General features: G+C 71.2%; 18 protein-coding genes and 1 other RNA gene. 14 read left to right on the top strand and 5 right to left on the bottom strand.

Features of this window, described 5'->3' with window-relative positions; all coding sequences use genetic code 11:
• Window positions 1–178: 178 nt before the first annotated feature.
• The gene (gene dmeF, locus PKE85_RS12480; protein WP_271205088.1) at window positions 179–1,186 is read left to right on the top strand and encodes a CDF family Co(II)/Ni(II) efflux transporter DmeF; all 1,008 of its coding nucleotides are present in this window, start codon (window positions 179–181) and stop codon (window positions 1,184–1,186) included.
• 7 nt (window positions 1,187–1,193) lie between these two features.
• On the opposite strand, the gene PKE85_RS12475 is transcribed toward dmeF, so the two are convergent.
• The 3 genes from PKE85_RS12475 to ssrS all read right to left on the bottom strand — a co-directional run bounded on the left by PKE85_RS12475 (window position 1,194) and on the right by ssrS (window position 2,794).
• The gene (locus PKE85_RS12475; RefSeq protein ID WP_271205087.1) at window positions 1,194–2,018 is read right to left on the bottom strand and encodes a TIGR00282 family metallophosphoesterase; all 825 of its coding nucleotides are present in this window, start codon (window positions 2,016–2,018) and stop codon (window positions 1,194–1,196) included.
• Complete coding sequence (locus tag PKE85_RS12470; protein WP_271205086.1) at window positions 2,018–2,626, bottom strand: 5-formyltetrahydrofolate cyclo-ligase; 609 nt, start codon at window positions 2,624–2,626, stop codon at window positions 2,018–2,020. Before PKE85_RS12470 ends, PKE85_RS12475 begins: the two co-directional genes overlap by 1 nt.
• Window positions 2,627–2,635: 9 nt before the next feature.
• A non-coding RNA gene (gene ssrS, locus PKE85_RS12465) (6S RNA) lies at window positions 2,636–2,794 on the bottom strand.
• A 155-nt stretch (window positions 2,795–2,949) separates the two neighbouring features.
• Between ssrS and PKE85_RS12460 the strand changes: the two genes are divergently transcribed.
• Together PKE85_RS12460 and PKE85_RS12455 are read left to right on the top strand one after the other, a co-directional pair.
• Window positions 2,950–4,038, top strand: coding sequence for an OmpA family protein (locus PKE85_RS12460; RefSeq protein WP_271205085.1), 1,089 nt, complete (start codon window positions 2,950–2,952; stop codon window positions 4,036–4,038).
• A gap of 356 nt (window positions 4,039–4,394) precedes the next feature.
• Window positions 4,395–4,727, top strand: a complete 333-nt coding sequence (locus PKE85_RS12455; protein ID WP_271205084.1) for a hypothetical protein — start codon at window positions 4,395–4,397, stop codon at window positions 4,725–4,727.
• Window positions 4,728–4,778: 51 nt separating this feature from the next.
• Here PKE85_RS12455 and PKE85_RS12450 read toward each other — a convergent pair whose 3' ends face one another.
• Together PKE85_RS12450 and PKE85_RS12445 are read right to left on the bottom strand one after the other, a co-directional pair.
• The gene (locus PKE85_RS12450) at window positions 4,779–5,150 is read right to left on the bottom strand and encodes a cell division protein ZapA (protein WP_271205083.1); all 372 of its coding nucleotides are present in this window, start codon (window positions 5,148–5,150) and stop codon (window positions 4,779–4,781) included.
• A 4-nt stretch (window positions 5,151–5,154) separates the two neighbouring features.
• Window positions 5,155–5,433, bottom strand: a complete 279-nt coding sequence (locus PKE85_RS12445) for a DUF4164 family protein (protein ID WP_271205082.1) — start codon at window positions 5,431–5,433, stop codon at window positions 5,155–5,157.
• A gap of 331 nt (window positions 5,434–5,764) precedes the next feature.
• Here PKE85_RS12445 and tkt point away from each other — a divergent pair, with 331 nt between their 5' ends.
• The 11 genes from tkt to PKE85_RS12390 all read left to right on the top strand — a co-directional run bounded on the left by tkt (window position 5,765) and on the right by PKE85_RS12390 (window position 17,531).
• Window positions 5,765–7,747, top strand: coding sequence for a transketolase (gene tkt / locus PKE85_RS12440; RefSeq protein WP_271205081.1), 1,983 nt, complete (start codon window positions 5,765–5,767; stop codon window positions 7,745–7,747).
• A gap of 167 nt (window positions 7,748–7,914) precedes the next feature.
• Window positions 7,915–8,925, top strand: a complete 1,011-nt coding sequence (gene gap / locus PKE85_RS12435; RefSeq protein ID WP_271205080.1) for a type I glyceraldehyde-3-phosphate dehydrogenase — start codon at window positions 7,915–7,917, stop codon at window positions 8,923–8,925.
• Window positions 8,926–8,956: 31 nt separating this feature from the next.
• Complete coding sequence (locus PKE85_RS12430) at window positions 8,957–9,502, top strand: putative glycolipid-binding domain-containing protein (protein WP_271205079.1); 546 nt, start codon at window positions 8,957–8,959, stop codon at window positions 9,500–9,502.
• Window positions 9,502–10,704, top strand: coding sequence for a phosphoglycerate kinase (locus tag PKE85_RS12425; RefSeq protein WP_271205078.1), 1,203 nt, complete (start codon window positions 9,502–9,504; stop codon window positions 10,702–10,704). Before PKE85_RS12430 ends, PKE85_RS12425 begins: the two co-directional genes overlap by 1 nt.
• Window positions 10,705–10,756: 52 nt before the next feature.
• Window positions 10,757–11,719, top strand: a complete 963-nt coding sequence (locus tag PKE85_RS12420) for a class I fructose-bisphosphate aldolase (protein ID WP_271205077.1) — start codon at window positions 10,757–10,759, stop codon at window positions 11,717–11,719.
• Window positions 11,720–12,068: 349 nt separating this feature from the next.
• Window positions 12,069–12,716, top strand: a complete 648-nt coding sequence (locus PKE85_RS12415; protein ID WP_271205076.1) for a thiamine phosphate synthase — start codon at window positions 12,069–12,071, stop codon at window positions 12,714–12,716.
• Window positions 12,713–13,813, top strand: coding sequence for a tetratricopeptide repeat protein (locus tag PKE85_RS12410; RefSeq protein WP_271205075.1), 1,101 nt, complete (start codon window positions 12,713–12,715; stop codon window positions 13,811–13,813). The genes PKE85_RS12415 and PKE85_RS12410 overlap by 4 nt, the downstream gene beginning before the upstream one ends.
• Before the next feature lie 99 nt (window positions 13,814–13,912).
• Window positions 13,913–14,476, top strand: a complete 564-nt coding sequence (gene efp, locus PKE85_RS12405) for an elongation factor P (RefSeq protein ID WP_271205074.1) — start codon at window positions 13,913–13,915, stop codon at window positions 14,474–14,476.
• A gap of 122 nt (window positions 14,477–14,598) precedes the next feature.
• Window positions 14,599–15,384 carry an inositol monophosphatase family protein gene (locus tag PKE85_RS12400; protein ID WP_271205073.1) on the top strand — a complete coding sequence of 262 codons (786 nt, stop codon included), beginning with the start codon at window positions 14,599–14,601 and terminating at the stop codon, window positions 15,382–15,384.
• Window positions 15,385–15,475: 91 nt separating this feature from the next.
• Window positions 15,476–16,492: a flagellar motor protein MotA gene (locus PKE85_RS12395; RefSeq protein WP_271205072.1), complete on the top strand. Its 1,017-nt coding sequence runs from the start codon at window positions 15,476–15,478 to the stop codon at window positions 16,490–16,492.
• 16 nt (window positions 16,493–16,508) lie between these two features.
• Window positions 16,509–17,531, top strand: a complete 1,023-nt coding sequence (locus PKE85_RS12390) for a peptidoglycan -binding protein (RefSeq protein ID WP_271205071.1) — start codon at window positions 16,509–16,511, stop codon at window positions 17,529–17,531.
• Window positions 17,532–17,537 lie beyond the last annotated feature (6 nt).

Here is a 17,537-nt window from a genome sequence, read left to right as displayed (position 1 = left end):
GGGGCTTCGTCGTGGTGGCGGATGGCCGCGTTATCGCGCCCTTCCCGCCTCGGAGGGAAACGCCAATCCGTGATGTCCGCCATCGCGATCGGTTATGACCGCCGCCTGCGGGCTTGACGGCGCGCGCGCCGGGGCGGCTTCTGGACGCAGCCACGCCATGTCCGCGGGGAGATCCGGCATGCACCTGACCGAGGAAGGCCGCCGCGCCTTCGCCCACGATCATCGTTTCCTCGGCGCGGAGCACGCCCGCAACGAACGGCGCACCCTGATCGTGGTGGCGATCACCGCCGCCATGATGGTGGTGGAGATCCTGGCCGGCTGGGCCTACGGCTCCATGGCGCTGCTGGCGGACGGCTGGCACATGGCGACCCATGCGGGCGCGATCGGCCTCGCCGCTTTCGCCTACCGCTTCGCCGCGCGGCACGACGCGGACCCGCGCTTCTCCTTCGGCGCCGGCAAGGTGGGCGACCTCGCCGGCTTCTCGAGCGCCATCGTGCTCGGCGTGATCGCGCTGGCGATCGGCGTTGAATCCGTGGTGCGCCTCACCGCCCCCCAGCCGGTCGCCTATGCGGAGGCGACGGCGATCGCGGTCATTGGCCTCGCCGTGAACGTGGTCTGCGCCCTGCTGCTCGGCCATGACCACAGCCATGGCGGCGGGCGCCATCACGGTCATCATCACGGCCACGGGCACGATCGCCACGACCACGCCGACGACCATGACCATGACGGCCACGCCCACGACGACCACAACCTGCGCGGCGCCTACGTCCATGTCCTGGCGGACGCGCTGACCTCGGCGCTCGCGATCGGAGGGCTGCTCGCCGGCTGGCGCTTCGGCTGGACCTGGGTCGACCCGGCGATCGGCGTCGTGGGCGCCGGCGTGATCGGCTGGTGGTCGATCTCGCTCGCCCGCGACACAGGGCGCGTGCTGGTGGACGCCACGCCGGACGCGCGTCTGGCCGCCCACATCCGCGCGACGCTGGAGACAGGCGACGTGCGCGTGACCGACCTTCACCTGTGGCGGATCGGCCCCGGCCACATGGCGGCGATCGTGTCGCTGGTCACCCATCGCCCGGAGCAGCCGGCGGCCTACAAGGCCCGGCTCGGCGCGCTCGAGGGGCTGAGCCACGTCACGGTGGAGGTGAACCTCTGCGAGGGCGAAACCCGCCGCTACGCCACGGCGTAACCCGTCCTCAGTCGTCCCAGAACGACGGCGTCGCCTGCTCCAGCGCGCCGCCCACGCGCACGGCGGCGACGCGGGCGGCGAGGCCGTCGGGGCCGACCTCCACCGCGAGGCCTGAGAGCGTCGCCACGCCCTCGGACGGCTCGAACCGGCCGGAGGGCAACTTGCGCAGGAAGCGCTGGATCGGCTCGTCCTTCTTCATGCCGAGCACGCCGTCGTAATCGCCGCACATGCCGGCGTCGGACATGTAGGCGGTGCCGCCCGGCAGCACCCGGTGGTCCGAGGTCGGGGTGTGGGTGTGGGTGCCCACCACCAGCGTGGCGCGGCCGTCGAGGAAATGGCCGAAAGCCTGTTTCTCGCTGGTGGCCTCGGCGTGAAAATCCACCACCGCCGCGTCGCAGGCGAGCCCGAGCGGGCAGGCCTCCAGCGCCGCGTCCGCGGTGCGGAACGGATCGTCCAGCGCCGTGCCCATGAACACATGGCCCATGACGTTCACCACCAGCACCCGCGCGCCGTTCCGAGCCTCGATGAGCTGCGCGCCGCGACCGGGCGTGCCCTTGGGGAAGTTCGCCGGCCGCACCAGCCGGTCGGCGCGCTCGGCGAACACCAGCGCCTCCCGCTGGTCGAAGGCGTGGTTGCCGAGCGTCACCGCGTCCGCGCCCGCGTCCAGCAGCTCCTCGTAGATGGTCTCGGTGATGCCGAAGCCGCCGGCCGAGTTCTCGCCGTTGATCACCACCACGTCGAGCGCCCAGCGGCGGCGCAGCTCCGGCAGCCGCTCCGCCACCGCCGTCCGGCCGGCGCGGCCGACCACATCGCCCAGAAACAGCAGCCGCATCAGATTCCGTCCCCGATGGTCGTGAGCCCGCGCTCGGTCAGAACGCCATCAAGCCGCTGGTCGTAAGCGTCGATCGGAACCCGCTCGACCCGCTGCTCCGCGAAGGCGAGCCCGATGGCGACCGCCCGGCCGCGCGCGCGCAGCCTCTCCAGCGTGCGGTCGTAGAAGCCGCCGCCGTAGCCGAGGCGATAGCCCCGGTCGTCGAAGGCGGCGAGCGGCACGAACAGCAGCCCGGGCGCGATCTCCGGCGCGGAGGCCGGCGGCTCCATCAGGCCGAAGCGCTTTTTCTCCAGCGCCTCGCCCGGCGCCCAGGCGCGGAAGACGAGCGGGGCGTCCTTCTGGACGATCACCGGCAGCGCCAGCGCGACGCCGCGGGCGGCGAGCCGCGCCATCAGCGGCCCGGCGTCGATCTCGCCCCGGACGGAGAAGAACGCGGAGACCGACGCCGGCTTCAGCCGGGCGACGAGAGCCTCGCCCTCGCGGGCGACCGCCGCGGCGGCGGCGGCGCGGGCCTTGGGCGGGATGGCCGCGCGGCGGGCCAGAATCTCCGACCGAAGCGCCGCCTTCTCGGCGGCGGCTTCGGTGTCGGGAACAATCGGCTGGGTCATGAAGAAAAGCGCGGAGCCACGATGGCCGTTGGAGGTTCGATCCCGGGACACCTACAGAGTAGGTGGGCGCCGTTTTGGCCAAGACCACGGTCGAGGCCAGGGACAGCTCCCGTTCGAGATCGTAAGGGCCCGGGGATTCAAGTTTCCTGACGCGCCCCGCAGCACCGCGAAGCGGAAGATAGTCGACCACGCTTCCCGGCGCCAGTGGTCTCGAACGAAGAGCGCGGATGCGCCCCGGCCCGGAGCGCGCCAGACTTGCGTCCAGCGACGACCGCGCCCCGGATACGGACCGGCGAATGCGCGGCGCTCCGGGGGGACACGTCATGCGCTTCATCCGCCGCCTGCTGCTCGCCATCGTGCTTGGAGCCCTCGCCGGCCCGGCTCTCGCCGACACCGCCGCGCCCACCAAGGACGTCAAGGGCGCCAAGGACAACCCGCTGCTCAAGCGCTACGAGGGCTCGTTCATCGTGTCCTACGAGCGGCAGGCCTTCACCGACTTCTCGATCCCGCTTTCGAAAATCGAGAAGAACCCGGACGGCGAGCGCGACGCGAAGCTGAACAACTACGTCTTCCGCCCCGCCAAGAAGCTCGACCTGGAAGGCGCCCGGACCCGGCTGGTCTATGTGCTGCCCGAGGACCGCTCCCCGCTCGAGGCGCTGCGCAACTATCAGGACGAGGTGGAGGCCGCCGGCGGCGAGGTCCTGTTCGCCTGCAAGGGCGCCGACGGCTGCGGCGGCGACAGCACGCGCGCGGCCTCCGGCGGCGGAGGCGACATGAGCTTCATGATGTACTTCGTCACCTCGGAGGACCTGAAGGACGAGGCCTTCTCCAACGGCTCCTGCGCGCTGAACTCCGGCATCGGGGACCAGCGCTTCTTCGCCGCCCGGCTGCCGACCGCCGACGGCGACGCCCACGTCACGGTCCACACCTTCCAGATGCACGACACGCTGTACTGCAAGGCGCTGAACGGCCGCACCATCGCGCTGGTCCACGTGATCGAGCCGAAGGGCCGCGACCGGAAGATGGTGACGGTGAAGGCCGAGGACATGGCGAAGTCCATCGACAAGACCGGCCGCGTCGCGCTCTACGGCGTGTTCTTCGACACCGACAAGGCGGAGCTGAAGCCGGCCTCGGAGCCGACGCTCAAGGAGATCGCCGCGCTGCTGAAGGGCGACCCGAAGCTCGCGGCGCTGATCGTCGGCCACACCGACAACCAGGGCGGCTTCGACTACAACATGGACCTGTCGAAGCGCCGCGCCGAGGCGGTGGTGAAGGCGCTGGCCGCGAGCCACGGCGTCGATCCCAAGCGCCTCAGGGCCGCCGGCGCCGGCATGATCGCCCCCGCCGCCCCCAACGACAGCGAGGACGGCCGCGCCAAGAACCGCCGGGTGGAGGTGGTGCGGCTGAACTGAGGGCGAAGCGCTAAGCCTGTTTGGAGATCGTCGCGGCGCGCGATTCAAGCTCCCGTCATGCCCGGCGCAGCCGGGTATCCATGACTTTTCGACGAGCATGTCTTAGTCGTTCAAGTCGTGGATGCCCGAGACAAGCTCGGGCATGACGCCAAACGCGATTTCCAGACGGGCTCTAAGGCGTCAATCCCGCCGCACACCGTCCGAGAGCTCGTCGGCGAGGCGCTCCAGCCGTTCGGCGGCGACGGCGCATCCAGGTCTGAGTTCGAGGAGTTGGCGCCGGACGGCGCGATGCGAAGCCACGAATGGACCACGAACTCCCAGACCGCGCCCTCGATCGACGCCTGAGAAACAGGCTCATGGAGGCGATCGAGACACTGGCCGAAGGCGACGATGGCGTGCGCAGCGCCGGCCCCATCGAGTATTTCGAAACCTTTTACGACTGGATCCCCCATCGCGACGACGGTGAGATGAGGCCGAACACCGCCGTCACCGATCGGGAGCGCGCCGCGCTGCTGGAGCTCAGCCGCATGCTGGACGACGCCTGCGACGCCACGCCAAGGCACATGACCATCGAAGACCTGATCGCGACAGGCTGGCCGACGCGCATCCAACCCTTCGCCATCACAGCGCGGGACGTCATGAACGAGCGAGGCCGGCTCAGCGAAAACGATGACGCGCTCCCCGAGTGATCGGTGGGGCAAGCGCGACGCCGGCGGTCCAAACACCGCCGCCCGGCGCCCTCAATCCCGCCGCGCGCCGTCCGTCAGCTCATCGGCGAGGCGCTCCAGCCGTTCGGCGGCGGCGGCGATGCGGCCGGCGGTTTCGGCGTGGCGGCCGTCGGTGGCGGAGGCGGCGTCGGCCTGGGAGTCCCGCAGGCGCTCGATCTCCTGCTCCAGCGCGGCGTGGCGGCGCTTCGCCTCGTTGAGCTCGTCCGCAATCATGATGGCGGTCATGACCGAGAGGCGCACGTCGCCCACCTCGCCGAAGGAGCGCTTCAGCTCGCCGTGGCGCTCGTCCACCAGCCGGCCGAGCGCCAGCAGGTGCTCCTCCTCGCCGTCGCCGCAGGCCATCTTGTAGTCGCGGCCGCCGATGGTCACCGTCACCTGGGGCATGGGGTCAGCCCTCCGCTTCGGCGAGCGTGCGCGACACCGCCTCCATGGCGGCGTCCACCCGGCGCAGCAGCTCGCGGTCGCCCTCGCTCGCAGTTTCCGCGCGCGCGGCGGCCTGGTCGAGCAGGTCGGCGAGGCGCAGCCGGTCGTCGGCGAAGGCGGTCAGCTCCTCCTCCCGGGCGCGGGCGGCGTCGGCGGCGTCGAGCGCGCGCGTCACCGCGGCTTCAGCCGCGTCCAGCGCCGCATCGAGCCGTTTCAGCGCCGCATCCAGTTCGCCTGCCGCCACGTGGCCTCTCCTTCGGGATCGCCCCGGCGCCAGGGAAAACGCCAAGGCGACGCGCCGTGTCTCGAGCGGTCATTTTACCGGCCCGCCCAAAACAGCGTCAATCGAGCGCCTCGCGCCGTCCACCGCCGCGTTTTCCCTCGCGGAGGAACCGCGGCGAGGGATAGCGCGTATTGACATGCCCCGGCGCCCCTTTAAACGTCCCGGCGACCTCTGACGGTCTCCGCGGTCCCGAGGGCTTCACGCTCGCAAGGCTCACGGGCGGCCGGCGACACCTCCCCGGCGCGGCCGCGCCTTCTCCACGGCCTCGCCCCGAACGATCGGATCCGCGCCCATGACCGACACCCAGCACACGCGCCGGCTCGCCAACGCCATCCGCGCGCTCGCGATGGACGCCGTCGAGCAGGCGAACTCCGGCCATCCCGGCATGCCCATGGGCATGGCCGACGTCGCGACCGTGCTGTTCACCAAGGTGCTGAAGTACGACGCCTCCGCCCCGCACTGGCCCGACCGCGACCGCTTCATCCTCTCCGCCGGCCACGGCTCGATGCTGCTCTACGCGCTGCTGCATCTGACCGGCTCGAAGGAGATGACGATCGACGAGCTGAAGCGCTTCCGGCAGGTGGGCTCGCGCACGCCGGGCCATCCGGAGCGCGGCCACACCGAGAGCGTGGAGACCACCACCGGACCGCTCGGCGCCGGCATCTCCAACGCGGTCGGCCTTGCGCTCGCCGAGCGCATCCTCGCCGCCCGCTACCCGAGCATCACCGACCACCGCACCTTCGCCATCTGCTCCGACGGCGACCTGATGGAAGGCATCAGCCAGGAGGCGATCGCGATCGCGGGCCACCTGAAGCTGAACCGGCTCGTGTTCCTGTGGGACGACAACGGCATCTCCATCGACGGCGAGCTGTCGCTGTCCGACAGCGTGGACCAGCTCGCCCGCTTCAAGGCCTGCGGCTGGAACGCGGTGCGGGTGGACGGCCACGACCCGGAGGCGATCGAGGCCGCGCTGAAGGCGACCGAGAACGCCGACAAGCCGACGCTGATCGCCTGCAAGACCGTGATCGGCTTCGGCGCGCCCACCAAGGCCGGCTCGGAGAAGGCCCACGGCTCGCCGCTCGGCAAGGACGAGATCGCCGGCGCCCGCAAGGCGCTCGGCTGGGAGTACGGCCCGTTCGAGATCCCGGACGACGTGCGCTCCGCCTGGGCCGAGGCCGGCCTGCGCGGCAAGGCCGCGCGCCGGGCGTGGGAGGACCGCTTCGAGGCGCTGGAGCCGGCGGTTCGCGACGAGTACGAGCGCCGGCTGCACGGCGACCTGCCGGAAGGCTTCTCGGACGCCATGGCCGCCTACAAGGCCAAGCTCTACGCCGAGCCCAAGGAGGTCGCGACACGCAAGGCCGGCGAGGCCGCGCTCGCCGTGGTGTCGCAGGCGCTGCCGGAGCTCGTGTCCGGCTCGGCGGACCTGACGCCCTCCAACAACACCTTCACCAAGAACATGAAGGCCATCACGCCGGGCGACTACTCCGGCGACTTCGTGCACTGGGGCATCCGCGAGCACGGCATGGCCGGCGCGGTGAACGGCCTCGCCATCCATGGCGGCGTGCTGCCGGTGGGCTCCACCTTCCTGGTGTTCTCGGACTACTGCCGGCCGTCGCTGCGGCTCGCCGCGCTGATGAAGCTGCGGGTGGTGCAGGTCTTCACCCACGATTCCATCGGCGTCGGCGAGGACGGCCCCACCCACCAGCCGGTGGAGCATGTGGCCTCCCTGCGCGCGATCCCGAACCTGAACGTGTTCCGCCCCGCGGACGCGGTGGAGACGGCGGAGGCCTGGGAGATCGCCGTGGCGAGCAAGGAGCGGCCGAGCGTGTTCGCGCTCACCCGCCAGAACCTGCCGCAGCTGCGCCTTCAAGACCGCGGCGAGAACCTGACCGCGAAGGGCGGCTACGAGCTGGCCGCGGCGGAGGGGACGCCCGCCGTCAGCCTGTTCGCCACCGGCTCGGAAGTCAGCCTCGCCATGGAGGCCAAGGCCGCGCTCGACGCCGCCGGCCTGCCGACCCGCGTGGTGTCGCTGCCCTGCTTCGAGCTGTTCTTCGACCAGCCGGCGTCCTATCGCGCGGAAGTGATCGGCACGGCGCCGGTGAAGATCGCCATCGAGGCGGCCATCCGCATGGGCTGGGACGCGATCGTGGGGTCGGACGGCGGCTTCGTGGGCATGCACGGCTTCGGCGAGAGCGGCCCCTACAAGGAGGTCTACAAGACGTTCGGCATCACCGCAGATGCGGTGGTCGAACTGGCGAAGGCCCGCAGCGCCTGAAACGGCGTGAATGGGGGCGTTCAACCATTGTCATGAGCGCTTTCCCGCCCGGCGCCCCATAACGGCGGCGCGCCGGACGCGGAACGCGCGAACGGACGGACTTTCATCAGACCCAGGGCCCCGGCGTGTCCCGCGCGGGGCCTGAAGCAGGCGAGGAACGACAGAAAATGGCGGTCAAGGTCGCGATCAACGGATTCGGGCGCATCGGACGGCTGGTCCTCCGGGCGATCGTGGAGTCGGGGCGCAAGGACATCCAGGTGGTCGCGATCAACGACCTCGGCCCGGTTGAGACCAACGCCCACCTGCTGCGCTACGACAGCGTGCACGGCCGCTTCCCGGCCGAGGTGACCGTCAACGGCGACGTGATCACCGTCGCCGGCCACGGCGACATCAAGGCCACCGCCATCCGCAACCCGGCCGAGCTGCCGCACGCCGCGCTCGGCGTCGACATCGCGCTGGAATGCACCGGCATCTTCACCAGCAAGGAGAAGGCCGCCGCCCATCTCGAGGCCGGCGCCAAGCGCGTGATCATCTCGGCGCCCGGCGACGGCGTGGACCTGACGGTCGTGTTCGGCGTGAACGACGACAAGCTGACGAAGGACCACATCGTCATCTCCAACGCGTCCTGCACCACCAACTGCCTGGCGCCGGTGGCCAAGGTGCTGAACGACGCCATCGGCATCGATCATGGCTTCATGACCACGATCCACTCCTACACCGGCGACCAGCCGACGCTGGACACCATGCACAAGGACCTCTACCGCGCCCGCGCGGCGGCCCTGAGCATGATCCCCACCTCCACCGGCGCCGCCAAGGCGGTCGGCCTCGTGCTGCCGGAGCTGAAGGGCAAGCTCGACGGCGTGTCGGTCCGCGTGCCGACCCCGAACGTCTCGGTGATCGACTTCAAGTTCGTCGCCAAGCGCGCCACCTCGGTGCAGGAGGTCAACGACGCGGTGAAGGCCGCCGCCGCCGGCAAGCTGAAGGGCGTTCTCGACGTGGTGGACGCGCCGCTGGTGTCGTCCGACTTCAACCACAACCCGCACTCGTCGAGCTTCGCCCTCGACCAGACCAAGGTGCTCGAGGGCACCTTCGTGCGCGTGCTGAGCTGGTACGACAACGAGTGGGGCTTCTCCTCCCGCATGTCGGACACGGCGGTGGCGCTGGCCAAGTTCCTCTGAGGCGGCGGTGGGGGACGCCGCGCCGGCGCGCGTGACCAGCGCGCGCTGGCGAAGCCTCGACGGGAGCGGGCTCGACCATGTGACGCTCGCGATCGACGCCGAGCGCGTCGTCGCGCGCGGCGTCGTCATCGGCGAGCAGAAGGGCGTCCGCTACGGCGTCTATTACCGGGTCGATCTCGACCCGCTCTGGCGCGTCCGCGAGGTCGCGCTCGGGGCCGCGGACGGCCGCGGCCTCCATCTGCTGTCCGACGGGCAGGGCCATTGGGCCACCGGACAGGGCGCGCCCCTGCCCCAGTTCGACGGCTGCTTCGACGTCGATCTCTCGGCCACCCCCTTCACCAACACGCCGCCGATCCGCCGCAACGCCTGGAAGACGGGCGAGCGCGCCGAGCTGCGCATGGTCTACGTGCCGTTCGACAGCTTCGAGCCCTTCGTGGACGGCCAGATCTACACCTGTCTCGAACCCGGCCGGCGCTTCCTCTACGAGGCCGCCGACGGCTCGTTCACATCCGAACTGACGATCGACGAGCACGGCCTCGTGGTCGACTATCCCAGTCTCTTCGCCAGGGAACCCTGATGACGACAGCCTTCAAGACCCTCGACGACGTGGATGTCGCCGGCAAGCGCGTGCTGGTGCGCGTGGACCTCAACGTGCCCATGGACGGCGACCGGGTGACCGACGACACCCGCCTGCGCGCCATCGCCCCCACCCTGCGGGAGCTGGCGCAGAAGGGCGCGCGCACGATCCTGCTGGCCCACTTCGGCCGGCCCAAGGGCAAGCGCGATGAAAGCCAGTCGCTGAAGGTGGTGGTTCCGGCGCTCGAGAAGACGCTGATGCAGGACGTGGGTTTCGCCGACGACTGCGTGGGCGAGACGGCCGCGGCCGCGATCGCCCGCATGACGCCCGGCGACGTGCTGCTGCTGGAGAACGCCCGCTTCCACCCCGGCGAGGAAAAGAACGACCCGGCCTTCGCCGCCGAGCTCGCCAGGCTCGGCGACCTCTACGTCAACGACGCCTTCTCGGCCGCCCATCGCGCCCACGCCTCCACGGAAGGTCTGGCGCGGCTGCTGCCGGCCTACGCCGGCCGCTCCATGCAGGCGGAGCTGGACGCGCTGTCCAAGGCGCTCGGAAACCCGGAACGCCCCGTGGTCGCGGTGGTGGGCGGCGCCAAGGTGTCTACCAAGCTCGACCTGCTCGGCAATCTGGTCGGCAAGGTGGACCATCTGGTGATCGCCGGCGGCATGGCCAACACCTTCCTGTTCGCGGAGGGCGTCGATATCGGCAAGTCGCTGTGCGAGAAGGACCTCGCCGACACCGCCCGGGAGATCGTCGCCAAGGCCAGGGCCGCGGGCTGCGCCATCGTGCTGCCGAGCGACGGCCGGCTGGCGAAGGAGTTCAAGGCGGGCGCCGAGAACCGCGTGGCGCCTGTGGGCGCGGTCGCCGCCGACGAGATGATCCTCGACGTGGGGCCGGACGCCATAGCCAAGGTCTCCGCCGTGCTGGAAGGCGCGAAGACGCTGGTCTGGAACGGGCCGTTCGGCGCGTTCGAGATCGCGCCGTTCGACCAGGGCACGGTGGCCATCGCCCGCAAGGCGGCGGAGCTGACCCGCGCCGGCAAGCTGCTGTCGGTCGCCGGCGGAGGCGACACGGTGGCGGCGCTGAACCACGCCGGGGTCGCCGGCGACTTCACCTATGTCTCGACCGCGGGCGGCGCCTTCCTCGAATGGCTCGAGGGCAAGGAACTGCCCGGCGTCGCGGCGCTGTCCGCGACAAGCTGAACGTTTCCATCTATACCAACGCCATCCGCGAACCGGACTTCCCGAGAGGACGATGAACGCCAAGACCCCGATCACCGCGCCCCGCAGCCTCATCACCCCCCGGGTGAAGGAAATCCTCTCCTGGTACGAGAGCGACAATCCAGGCACCAAGGGCAACCTCTACCGCCTTCTGATGACCGGCCGCCTCGCGGGCACCGGCAAGCTCGTCATCCTGCCGGTCGACCAGGGCTTCGAGCACGGCCCGGCGCGCTCCTTCGCGCCGAACCCGGCGGGCTATGACCCGCACTACCACTACCAGCTCGCCATCGACGCGGGGCTCAACGCCTACGCCGCGCCGCTCGGCATGCTGGAGGCGGGCGCCGACACCTTCGCCGGCCAGATCCCGACCATCCTGAAGATGAACAGCGCCAACTCGCTGTCGCGCCTGAACGAGGACGCCGACCAGGCCGTCACCGCCTCGGTCGCGGACGCGGTGCGGCTCGGCTGCTCGGCCATCGGCTTCACCATCTATCCGGGCTCCGACGCGGCCTACGACCAGTTCGAGGAGATCCGCGAGCTGTCGGCCGAAGCCAAGTCGGTTGGCCTCGCCGTGGTGGTGTGGTCCTACGCCCGCGGCGGCACGCTGACGAAGAAGGGCGAGACCGCGGTCGACGTGATCTCCTACGCCGCCCACATGGCGGCGCTGCTCGGCGCGCACATCATCAAGGTGAAGCCGCCGACGGACCATCTGGAGCTGGACGCCGCCAGGAAGGCCTACGACAAGGCCGGCATCCCGGTGTCGACGCTGACCGAGCGCATCCAGGACGTGGTGAAGAGCTGCTTCGGCGGCCGCCGCATCGTCATTTTCTCGGGCGGCGAGACCAAGAACGACACCGACGCCCTGCTGAAGGAAATCGGCCAGATCGCCGCCGGCGGCGGCTTCGGCTCGATCATGGGCCGCAACGCCTTCCAGCGTCCCCGCGACGAGGCGATCGCCCTGCTGGACAAGATCATCGACATCTACGCCAAGGCGTGACGTCGACAGGCGGGCGCTTTCGAGCGCCCGCCTGAAACTCTATCCGGGCCAGTCCAGCCCCGCCCGTCATGCCCGCCGAAGGCGGGTATCCACGACTTCGAGCGCTCACAGCGTTTGACGTGCAAGTCAGGGATGCCCGAGACAAGCTCGGGCATGACGGGCTGGTTGAGCTTCCGGGGGGCGTCAGCGCCCGCTCGCACGCCCCGACGCCGCCGGCCCTTCCCCGCTTCGGGGACGGTGCCGGCGGCGTCGCCGTTTTCGAGGCCCTTCGCCCCGTTTTCGCCATCTGGGCCGCGCCATAAACGCAGCCCGCCGCGCCCTTGAGACCCCGTTTCGAGCTCCGCCCGCCATGTCCGACGATGCGCCCACCACCCGCCTGACGCTGGTCACGCCGGAGCTTTCCGAAACCGACGCCTTCCTGCCGGCGCTGGAGGCCGCGCTCGCCGCCGGCGACGTGGCGGCGGTGGTGCTGCGCCTCGCGCCCGCCGACGACCGCACGCGGGCGGCGCGGGCCAAACCCCTGATCGCCGCGGTTCAGGCCGCGGGCGCCGCCGCGCTCATCGCCGGCGACGGGGTGGAGGACATCGTGGGCAAGTCGGGCGCCGACGGCCTGCATCTGTTCGGCGCCGGCGGCGTCGCCGACGCGATCGAGCGGTTCCAGCCCGAGAAGATCGTGGGCGTCGCCACGCCTCCGTCGCGCGACGACGCCATGACGGCGGGCGAACTCGGCGCCGACTACATCCTGTTCGGCCTCAGCCCTTCCGGCGCGGCCTGGGAGAGCGATCGCACGCTCGACCGGGTGGCGTGGTGGGTCCCGATCTTCGAGACCCCGTGCGTGGGCTTCGCGGGCTCCATCGACGACGTCTCCGCCATCGCCGCCGCCGGCGCCGAGTTCGTGGCGCTGGGCGACGCCGTGTGGCGGGCGGAGAACGGCCCGGCGGCCGCGGTCGCCTCCGCCATGGCCATGATCTCGCTGGCGAGGACGCCCGCGCCGTGAACCGGGGACGGCGCGCCGCGACGCTTGCGCTGACGCTGGCGCTCACAGGCGGAGCTCTGGCCGCGGAGCCGCGCCCCGCCGCGCCGCGGACCGACGTGCCGAGCTTCCGGGACATGATGACCCTGCCGACGCCCGGCTCCGGCCCCGCGCCGCAGCCGGCGGCGAAGCCCCAGCCCGCGCCCGAGGCGCCGCCGGACCCGCGCGCCGACCTCGCCTACGGCGCCTACCAGCGCGGGCTCTACATCGAAGCGTTCAACCTCGCCAAGGCGCGCGCGGAAGGCCCGCGCCTGAACGCCCCCGCCATGACGCTGCTGGGCGAACTCCACGCCAAGGGCCAGGGCGTGCCCCGCGACATGAAGGCGGCGGTGGGCTGGTACGAGCGGGCGTCGGACCTCGGCGACCGGCAGGCCATGCTGGAGCTTGGGCTGCTCAAGCTGCGCGGCGAGGACGGCGTGGAGCGCGACCCGAAGGGCGCGGTGGAGCTGTTCCAGGCCGCGGGCGAGCTGAACCAGCCGGCCGCGCTCTACAATCTGGCGCTCTTGAAGCTGCAGGGCGAGGTCACGCCCGAGGACGCCAAGAGCGCCGCAGCCGACATGCGCGCCGCCGCCAAGCTCGGCGAGCCCGACGCCCAGTACGCCTACGCCGTGCTGCTGAAGGAAGGCCGCGGCGTCGAGGCCGATCTCGACCAGTCGGTGGCGTGGCTCGCCCGCGCCGCGGCGCAGGACCAGCCGGCGGCGCTGGTGGAGTACGGCATCGCCGTGTTCAACGGCAAGGGAATCCCCAAGGACGAGGACGAGGCCGCGCGCCTGTTCCGTCGCGCCGCGGATCGAGGCAACGCCATCGGCCAGAACCGGCTCGCGCGGCTCTACGCCCATGGTCGCGGCGTCGCCCGCGATCCCGTGCGCGCCGCCGCCTGGCACCGCATGGCCGCGGCGCAGGGGCTGGTGGACACCTGGCTTGAGGGCTACGTGCAGACTCTGTCCGACGCCGACCGCAAGGCCGCCGACGCCCTCTACGCCACATGGAGCACGGGCTTCGGGCCAGAATTCGCCGCCGCGCCGGCCGCCCCGAGCCCGCAGGCCGCCGGGAAACCTTGACGTCCGGCGGCTCCGGGGGCAAACGAGCGCACCCGCTTTCAATCTAGCCCCACGAACGCCGCGCCGCGGAGCGTCGGCTCCCGCGCGAGAGACAGACCGATGAAGATCAACGGCAACCAGATCACCCCCGGCATGGTCATCGAGCACCAGGGCGGCCTCTGGGCCGCGGTGAAGACCAACGCCGTGAAGCCCGGCAAGGGCGGCGCCTTCAATCAGGTGGAGCTCAAGAACCTGATCGACGGCCGCAAGCTCAACGAGCGCTTCCGCGCCGACGAGACCGTGGAGCGCGTGCGTCTGGAGCAGAAGGACTTCCAGTACCTCTACGCCGAGGGCGACGATCTGGTGTTCATGGACACCGATTCCTACGAGCAGCTCACGCTGGCTTCCGACTTCGTGGGCGAGCGCGCCGCCTTCCTGCAGGACGGCATGACCGTGACGGTGGAGATGCACGAGGATCGCCCGATCGGCATCAAGCTGCCGGACCAGGTGGTGCTCGAGATCGTGGAGGCCGATCCGGTGGTGAAAGGCCAGACCGCCGCCTCGTCCTACAAGCCCGCCAAGCTCGAGAACGGCCTGCGCGTGCTGGTGCCGCCCTTCATCGCCTCCGGCGAGCGCATCGTGGTCGACACCAACGAAGTCACCTACCTCCGCCGCGCGGACTGACGACACGCTGTCCGGCGGCTTCACGCCCCCGGACATGAAGATGGGGCGGCGCATCACAGCGCCGCTTCGATGATCCCCGCTCCACGCGGGGTCGCCGCACGAACCCGAAAGCTGACGCTCCCATGGCCCGCTCCCCCGTCCTCAACGTCATGGTCCAGGCCGTCATGAAGGCGGGGCGCGGCATGCGCCGCGACTTCGGCGAGGTGGAGAACCTGCAGGTCTCCGCCAAGGGGCCGGGCGACTTCGTCACCGCCGCCGACCGCAAGGCCGAGGAGACGCTGTATCAGGAACTGGCGCGGGTGCGTCCCGGCTACGGCTTCCTGATGGAGGAGCGCGGCGTGGTGGAGGGCACCGACCCCGACCACCGCTGGATTGTGGACCCGCTCGACGGCACCACCAACTTCCTGCACGGCATCCCCATGTTCGCCATCTCGGTCGGACTGGAGCGGGCCGGACAACTGGTCGCGGGCGTGATCTTCAACCCCGTCACCGACGAGCTCTACACCGCCGAGCGCGGCGGCGGCGCCTTCCTCAACGACCGGCGCCTGCGGGTCGCCGGCCGGCGCGACCTCGTGGACGCGGTGGTCGCCTGCGGCGTGCCCCACCTCGGCCGGCCGCGGCACGACCTGTTCCGTGAGGAGCTGTCGCGGGTGCAGGGCCGGGTCTCGGGCGTGCGCCGCTTCGGCTCCGCCGCGCTCGACCTCGCCTATGTGGCCTCCGGCCGGCTCGACGGCTTCTGGGAGCGGGACCTGAAGCCGTGGGACATCGCGGCGGGCCTGCTGCTGGTGAAGGAGGCCGGCGGCTTCGCCACCGACGCCGAAGGCCAGGACGCCGCGCTCGCCCGCGGCTCGGTGGTCGCCGGCAACGAGCACATCCACGGCCAGCTTCTGAAGCTCGTGAAGGGCTGAGCGAAAACCGTCTTTTCGCATGGCTTTTACGGCGGGGCGGGCGTGCTTTATGGTCGCCGCACCCGAAGCCGCAAGCCGAGCGCCCTCGTCGATGTCCCTCTCCGAACTCGACCCCTACAAGCTGTCCTCGCCGCGGGTGTTCCTGCTGCGCATGGTGATCTTCCTCGCGCTGGCGGGCTTCGCGGCCCTGATGCTGCACGAGCCGATCGCCAAGGCCTTCTTCGCCAACGCCGGGCTGAACGGGCTCATCTTCGCGGTGCTGTTCATCGGCATCCTGCTCGCCTTCCGGCAGGTGGTGCGGCTGTTCCCGGAGGTGCGCTGGGTCAACGGCTTCCGCATGTCCGAGCCCGGGCTCGCGCTGCGCGACCAGCCGAAGCTGCTGGCGCCCATGGCCTCGCTGCTGGGCGACCGGGTGGGCCACAAGCCCATCGGCCCGGCGCTGATGCGCTCCATCCTCGACTCCATCGGCACCCGGCTGGACGAGGCGCGGGAGATCGGCCGCTACCTCACCGGCCTGCTGGTGTTCCTCGGCCTGCTCGGCACCTTCTGGGGCCTGCTGGAGACGGTGGGCTCCATCTCCAACGTCATCTCGTCGCTCGGCGGCGGCGGGACCCAGGACACCGGCGTGCTGTTCGAGGAGCTGAAGACCGGCCTCGCCGGCCCGCTCTCCGGCATGGGCACCTCGTTCTCGGCCTCGCTGTTCGGCCTCGCCGGCTCGCTGATCCTCGGTTTCCTCGATCTGCAGGCGGGGCAGGCCCAGAACCGCTTCCACAACGAGCTGGAGGACTGGCTCGCCGCCGCGGTCGCCGTGGCGGATTCCAGCGACGCCGCCGCCCCGCTCGCGGGGCCCCTGCCCGCCTCCGGGCCGGACGTGGCCGCGGCGCTCGACCGTCTCAACCGCACCCTCGCCGACTCCGGCTCGGGCTCCGGCAAGGCCGCGGCGCAGGCCACCGCCCATCTGGCCGAGGGCATCCAGGGCCTCGTCAAGCACATGCGCTCCGAGCAGCAGATGATCCGCGACTGGGTGGAGGCGCAGTCCGCCCAGCAGGAGCAGATCAAGACGTTGCTGGACAGGCTGCTCGCCGAGCGCGGACCCGCGGGCTCGTGAGCGCCGAGGCCCGCCCATGGCTCTGAGCTCCCGCCGCCGCTACCGGCCGGTCGACTACTGGCCCGGCTTCGTGGACGCGCTGTCCACGCTGCTGCTGGTGATCGTGTTCCTGCTCACCGTGTTCATGGTGGCGCAGTTCCTGCTCGGCCGGGAGGTGGCGGGCAAGGACGACGCCCTGTCGCGGCTGAACGCCCAGATCTCCGAGCTGACCGAGCTGCTGGCGCTGGAGCGCGCCACCGGCCGCACCACCCGCGACCAGCTGTCCTCGCTGACCGCGAGCCTCGACGCCGTGGAAAGCGAACGCGACCGCCTGCGCGCCGCGGCCCAGTCCGGCGACGCCCGCGCCGCGGAGGCCGGCGGCCGGGTCGGCGAACTGCAGGGGGCGCTGGCGCGGGAGCGCGACCTTTCCGCCCAGGCCCGCAGCCAGGTGGAGCTGCTGAACCAGCAGATTTCGGCGCTGCGCCGCCAGATCGCCGCGCTGGAGGACGCGCTCAACGCCTCCGAGAAGCGCGACCGGGAAAGCCAGACCAAGATCGCCGACCTCGGCTCGCGGCTGAACGTGGCGCTGGCCCAGCGGGTGCAGGAGCTGACGCGCTACCGCTCCGACTTCTTCGGCCGCCTGCGCCAGATCCTCGCCGACCGGCCGGACGTGCGGGTGGTGGGCGACCGCTTCGTGTTCCAGTCCGAGGTGCTGTTCGACGTGGGGCAGGCGGAGCTGAGCGAGGCGGCTAGGCCCGACCTCGACAAAGTGGCGACGGCGCTTGTGGAGCTGACCCGCGACATCCCCACCGACATCGCCTGGGTGATGCGCGTGGACGGCCACACCGACAACCGCCCCACCCGCGGCGCCTACCGCTCCAACTGGGACCTCTCCGCCGCCCGCGCCATCGCGGTGGTGCAGTATCTCGTCTCCCGCGGCGTGCCGCCCCAGCGCCTGCTCGCCGCCGGCTTCGGCGAGTTCCAGCCGCTGGACACGGCCGCCACCGAAGACGCGTACCGCCGCAACCGCCGCATCGAGCTGAAGCTGACGGAGCGGTAGGACGGG

Source organism: Methylopila jiangsuensis (assembly GCF_027922305.1).
In the GTDB taxonomy this organism is placed as follows: domain Bacteria; phylum Pseudomonadota; class Alphaproteobacteria; order Rhizobiales; family Methylopilaceae; genus Methylopila; species Methylopila jiangsuensis.
This window is presented reverse-complemented; position numbering and strand designations above follow the sequence as displayed.

Bases quoted from the DNA above. Each gene is read 5' to 3' on its own strand.
- PKE85_RS12415 (WP_271205076.1), top strand. From the start codon at position 12,069: ATGTCCGACGATGCGCCCACCACCCGCCTGACGCTGGTCACGCCGGAG.
- PKE85_RS12420 (WP_271205077.1), top strand. From the start codon at position 10,757: ATGAACGCCAAGACCCCGATCACCGCGCCCCGCAGCCTCATCACCCCC.
- PKE85_RS12425 (WP_271205078.1), top strand. From the start codon at position 9,502: ATGACGACAGCCTTCAAGACCCTCGACGACGTGGATGTCGCCGGCAAG.
- PKE85_RS12395 (WP_271205072.1), top strand. From the start codon at position 15,476: ATGTCCCTCTCCGAACTCGACCCCTACAAGCTGTCCTCGCCGCGGGTG.
- PKE85_RS12450 (WP_271205083.1), bottom strand. From the start codon at position 5,150: ATGCCCCAGGTGACGGTGACCATCGGCGGCCGCGACTACAAGATGGCC.
- PKE85_RS12460 (WP_271205085.1), top strand. From the start codon at position 2,950: ATGCGCTTCATCCGCCGCCTGCTGCTCGCCATCGTGCTTGGAGCCCTC.
- PKE85_RS12455 (WP_271205084.1), top strand. From the start codon at position 4,395: ATGGAGGCGATCGAGACACTGGCCGAAGGCGACGATGGCGTGCGCAGC.
- dmeF (WP_271205088.1), top strand. From the start codon at position 179: ATGCACCTGACCGAGGAAGGCCGCCGCGCCTTCGCCCACGATCATCGT.
- gap (WP_271205080.1), top strand. From the start codon at position 7,915: ATGGCGGTCAAGGTCGCGATCAACGGATTCGGGCGCATCGGACGGCTG.
- efp (WP_271205074.1), top strand. From the start codon at position 13,913: ATGAAGATCAACGGCAACCAGATCACCCCCGGCATGGTCATCGAGCAC.
- PKE85_RS12390 (WP_271205071.1), top strand. From the start codon at position 16,509: ATGGCTCTGAGCTCCCGCCGCCGCTACCGGCCGGTCGACTACTGGCCC.
- tkt (WP_271205081.1), top strand. From the start codon at position 5,765: ATGACCGACACCCAGCACACGCGCCGGCTCGCCAACGCCATCCGCGCG.
- PKE85_RS12475 (WP_271205087.1), bottom strand. From the start codon at position 2,018: ATGCGGCTGCTGTTTCTGGGCGATGTGGTCGGCCGCGCCGGCCGGACG.
- PKE85_RS12400 (WP_271205073.1), top strand. From the start codon at position 14,599: ATGGCCCGCTCCCCCGTCCTCAACGTCATGGTCCAGGCCGTCATGAAG.
- PKE85_RS12470 (WP_271205086.1), bottom strand. From the start codon at position 2,626: ATGACCCAGCCGATTGTTCCCGACACCGAAGCCGCCGCCGAGAAGGCG.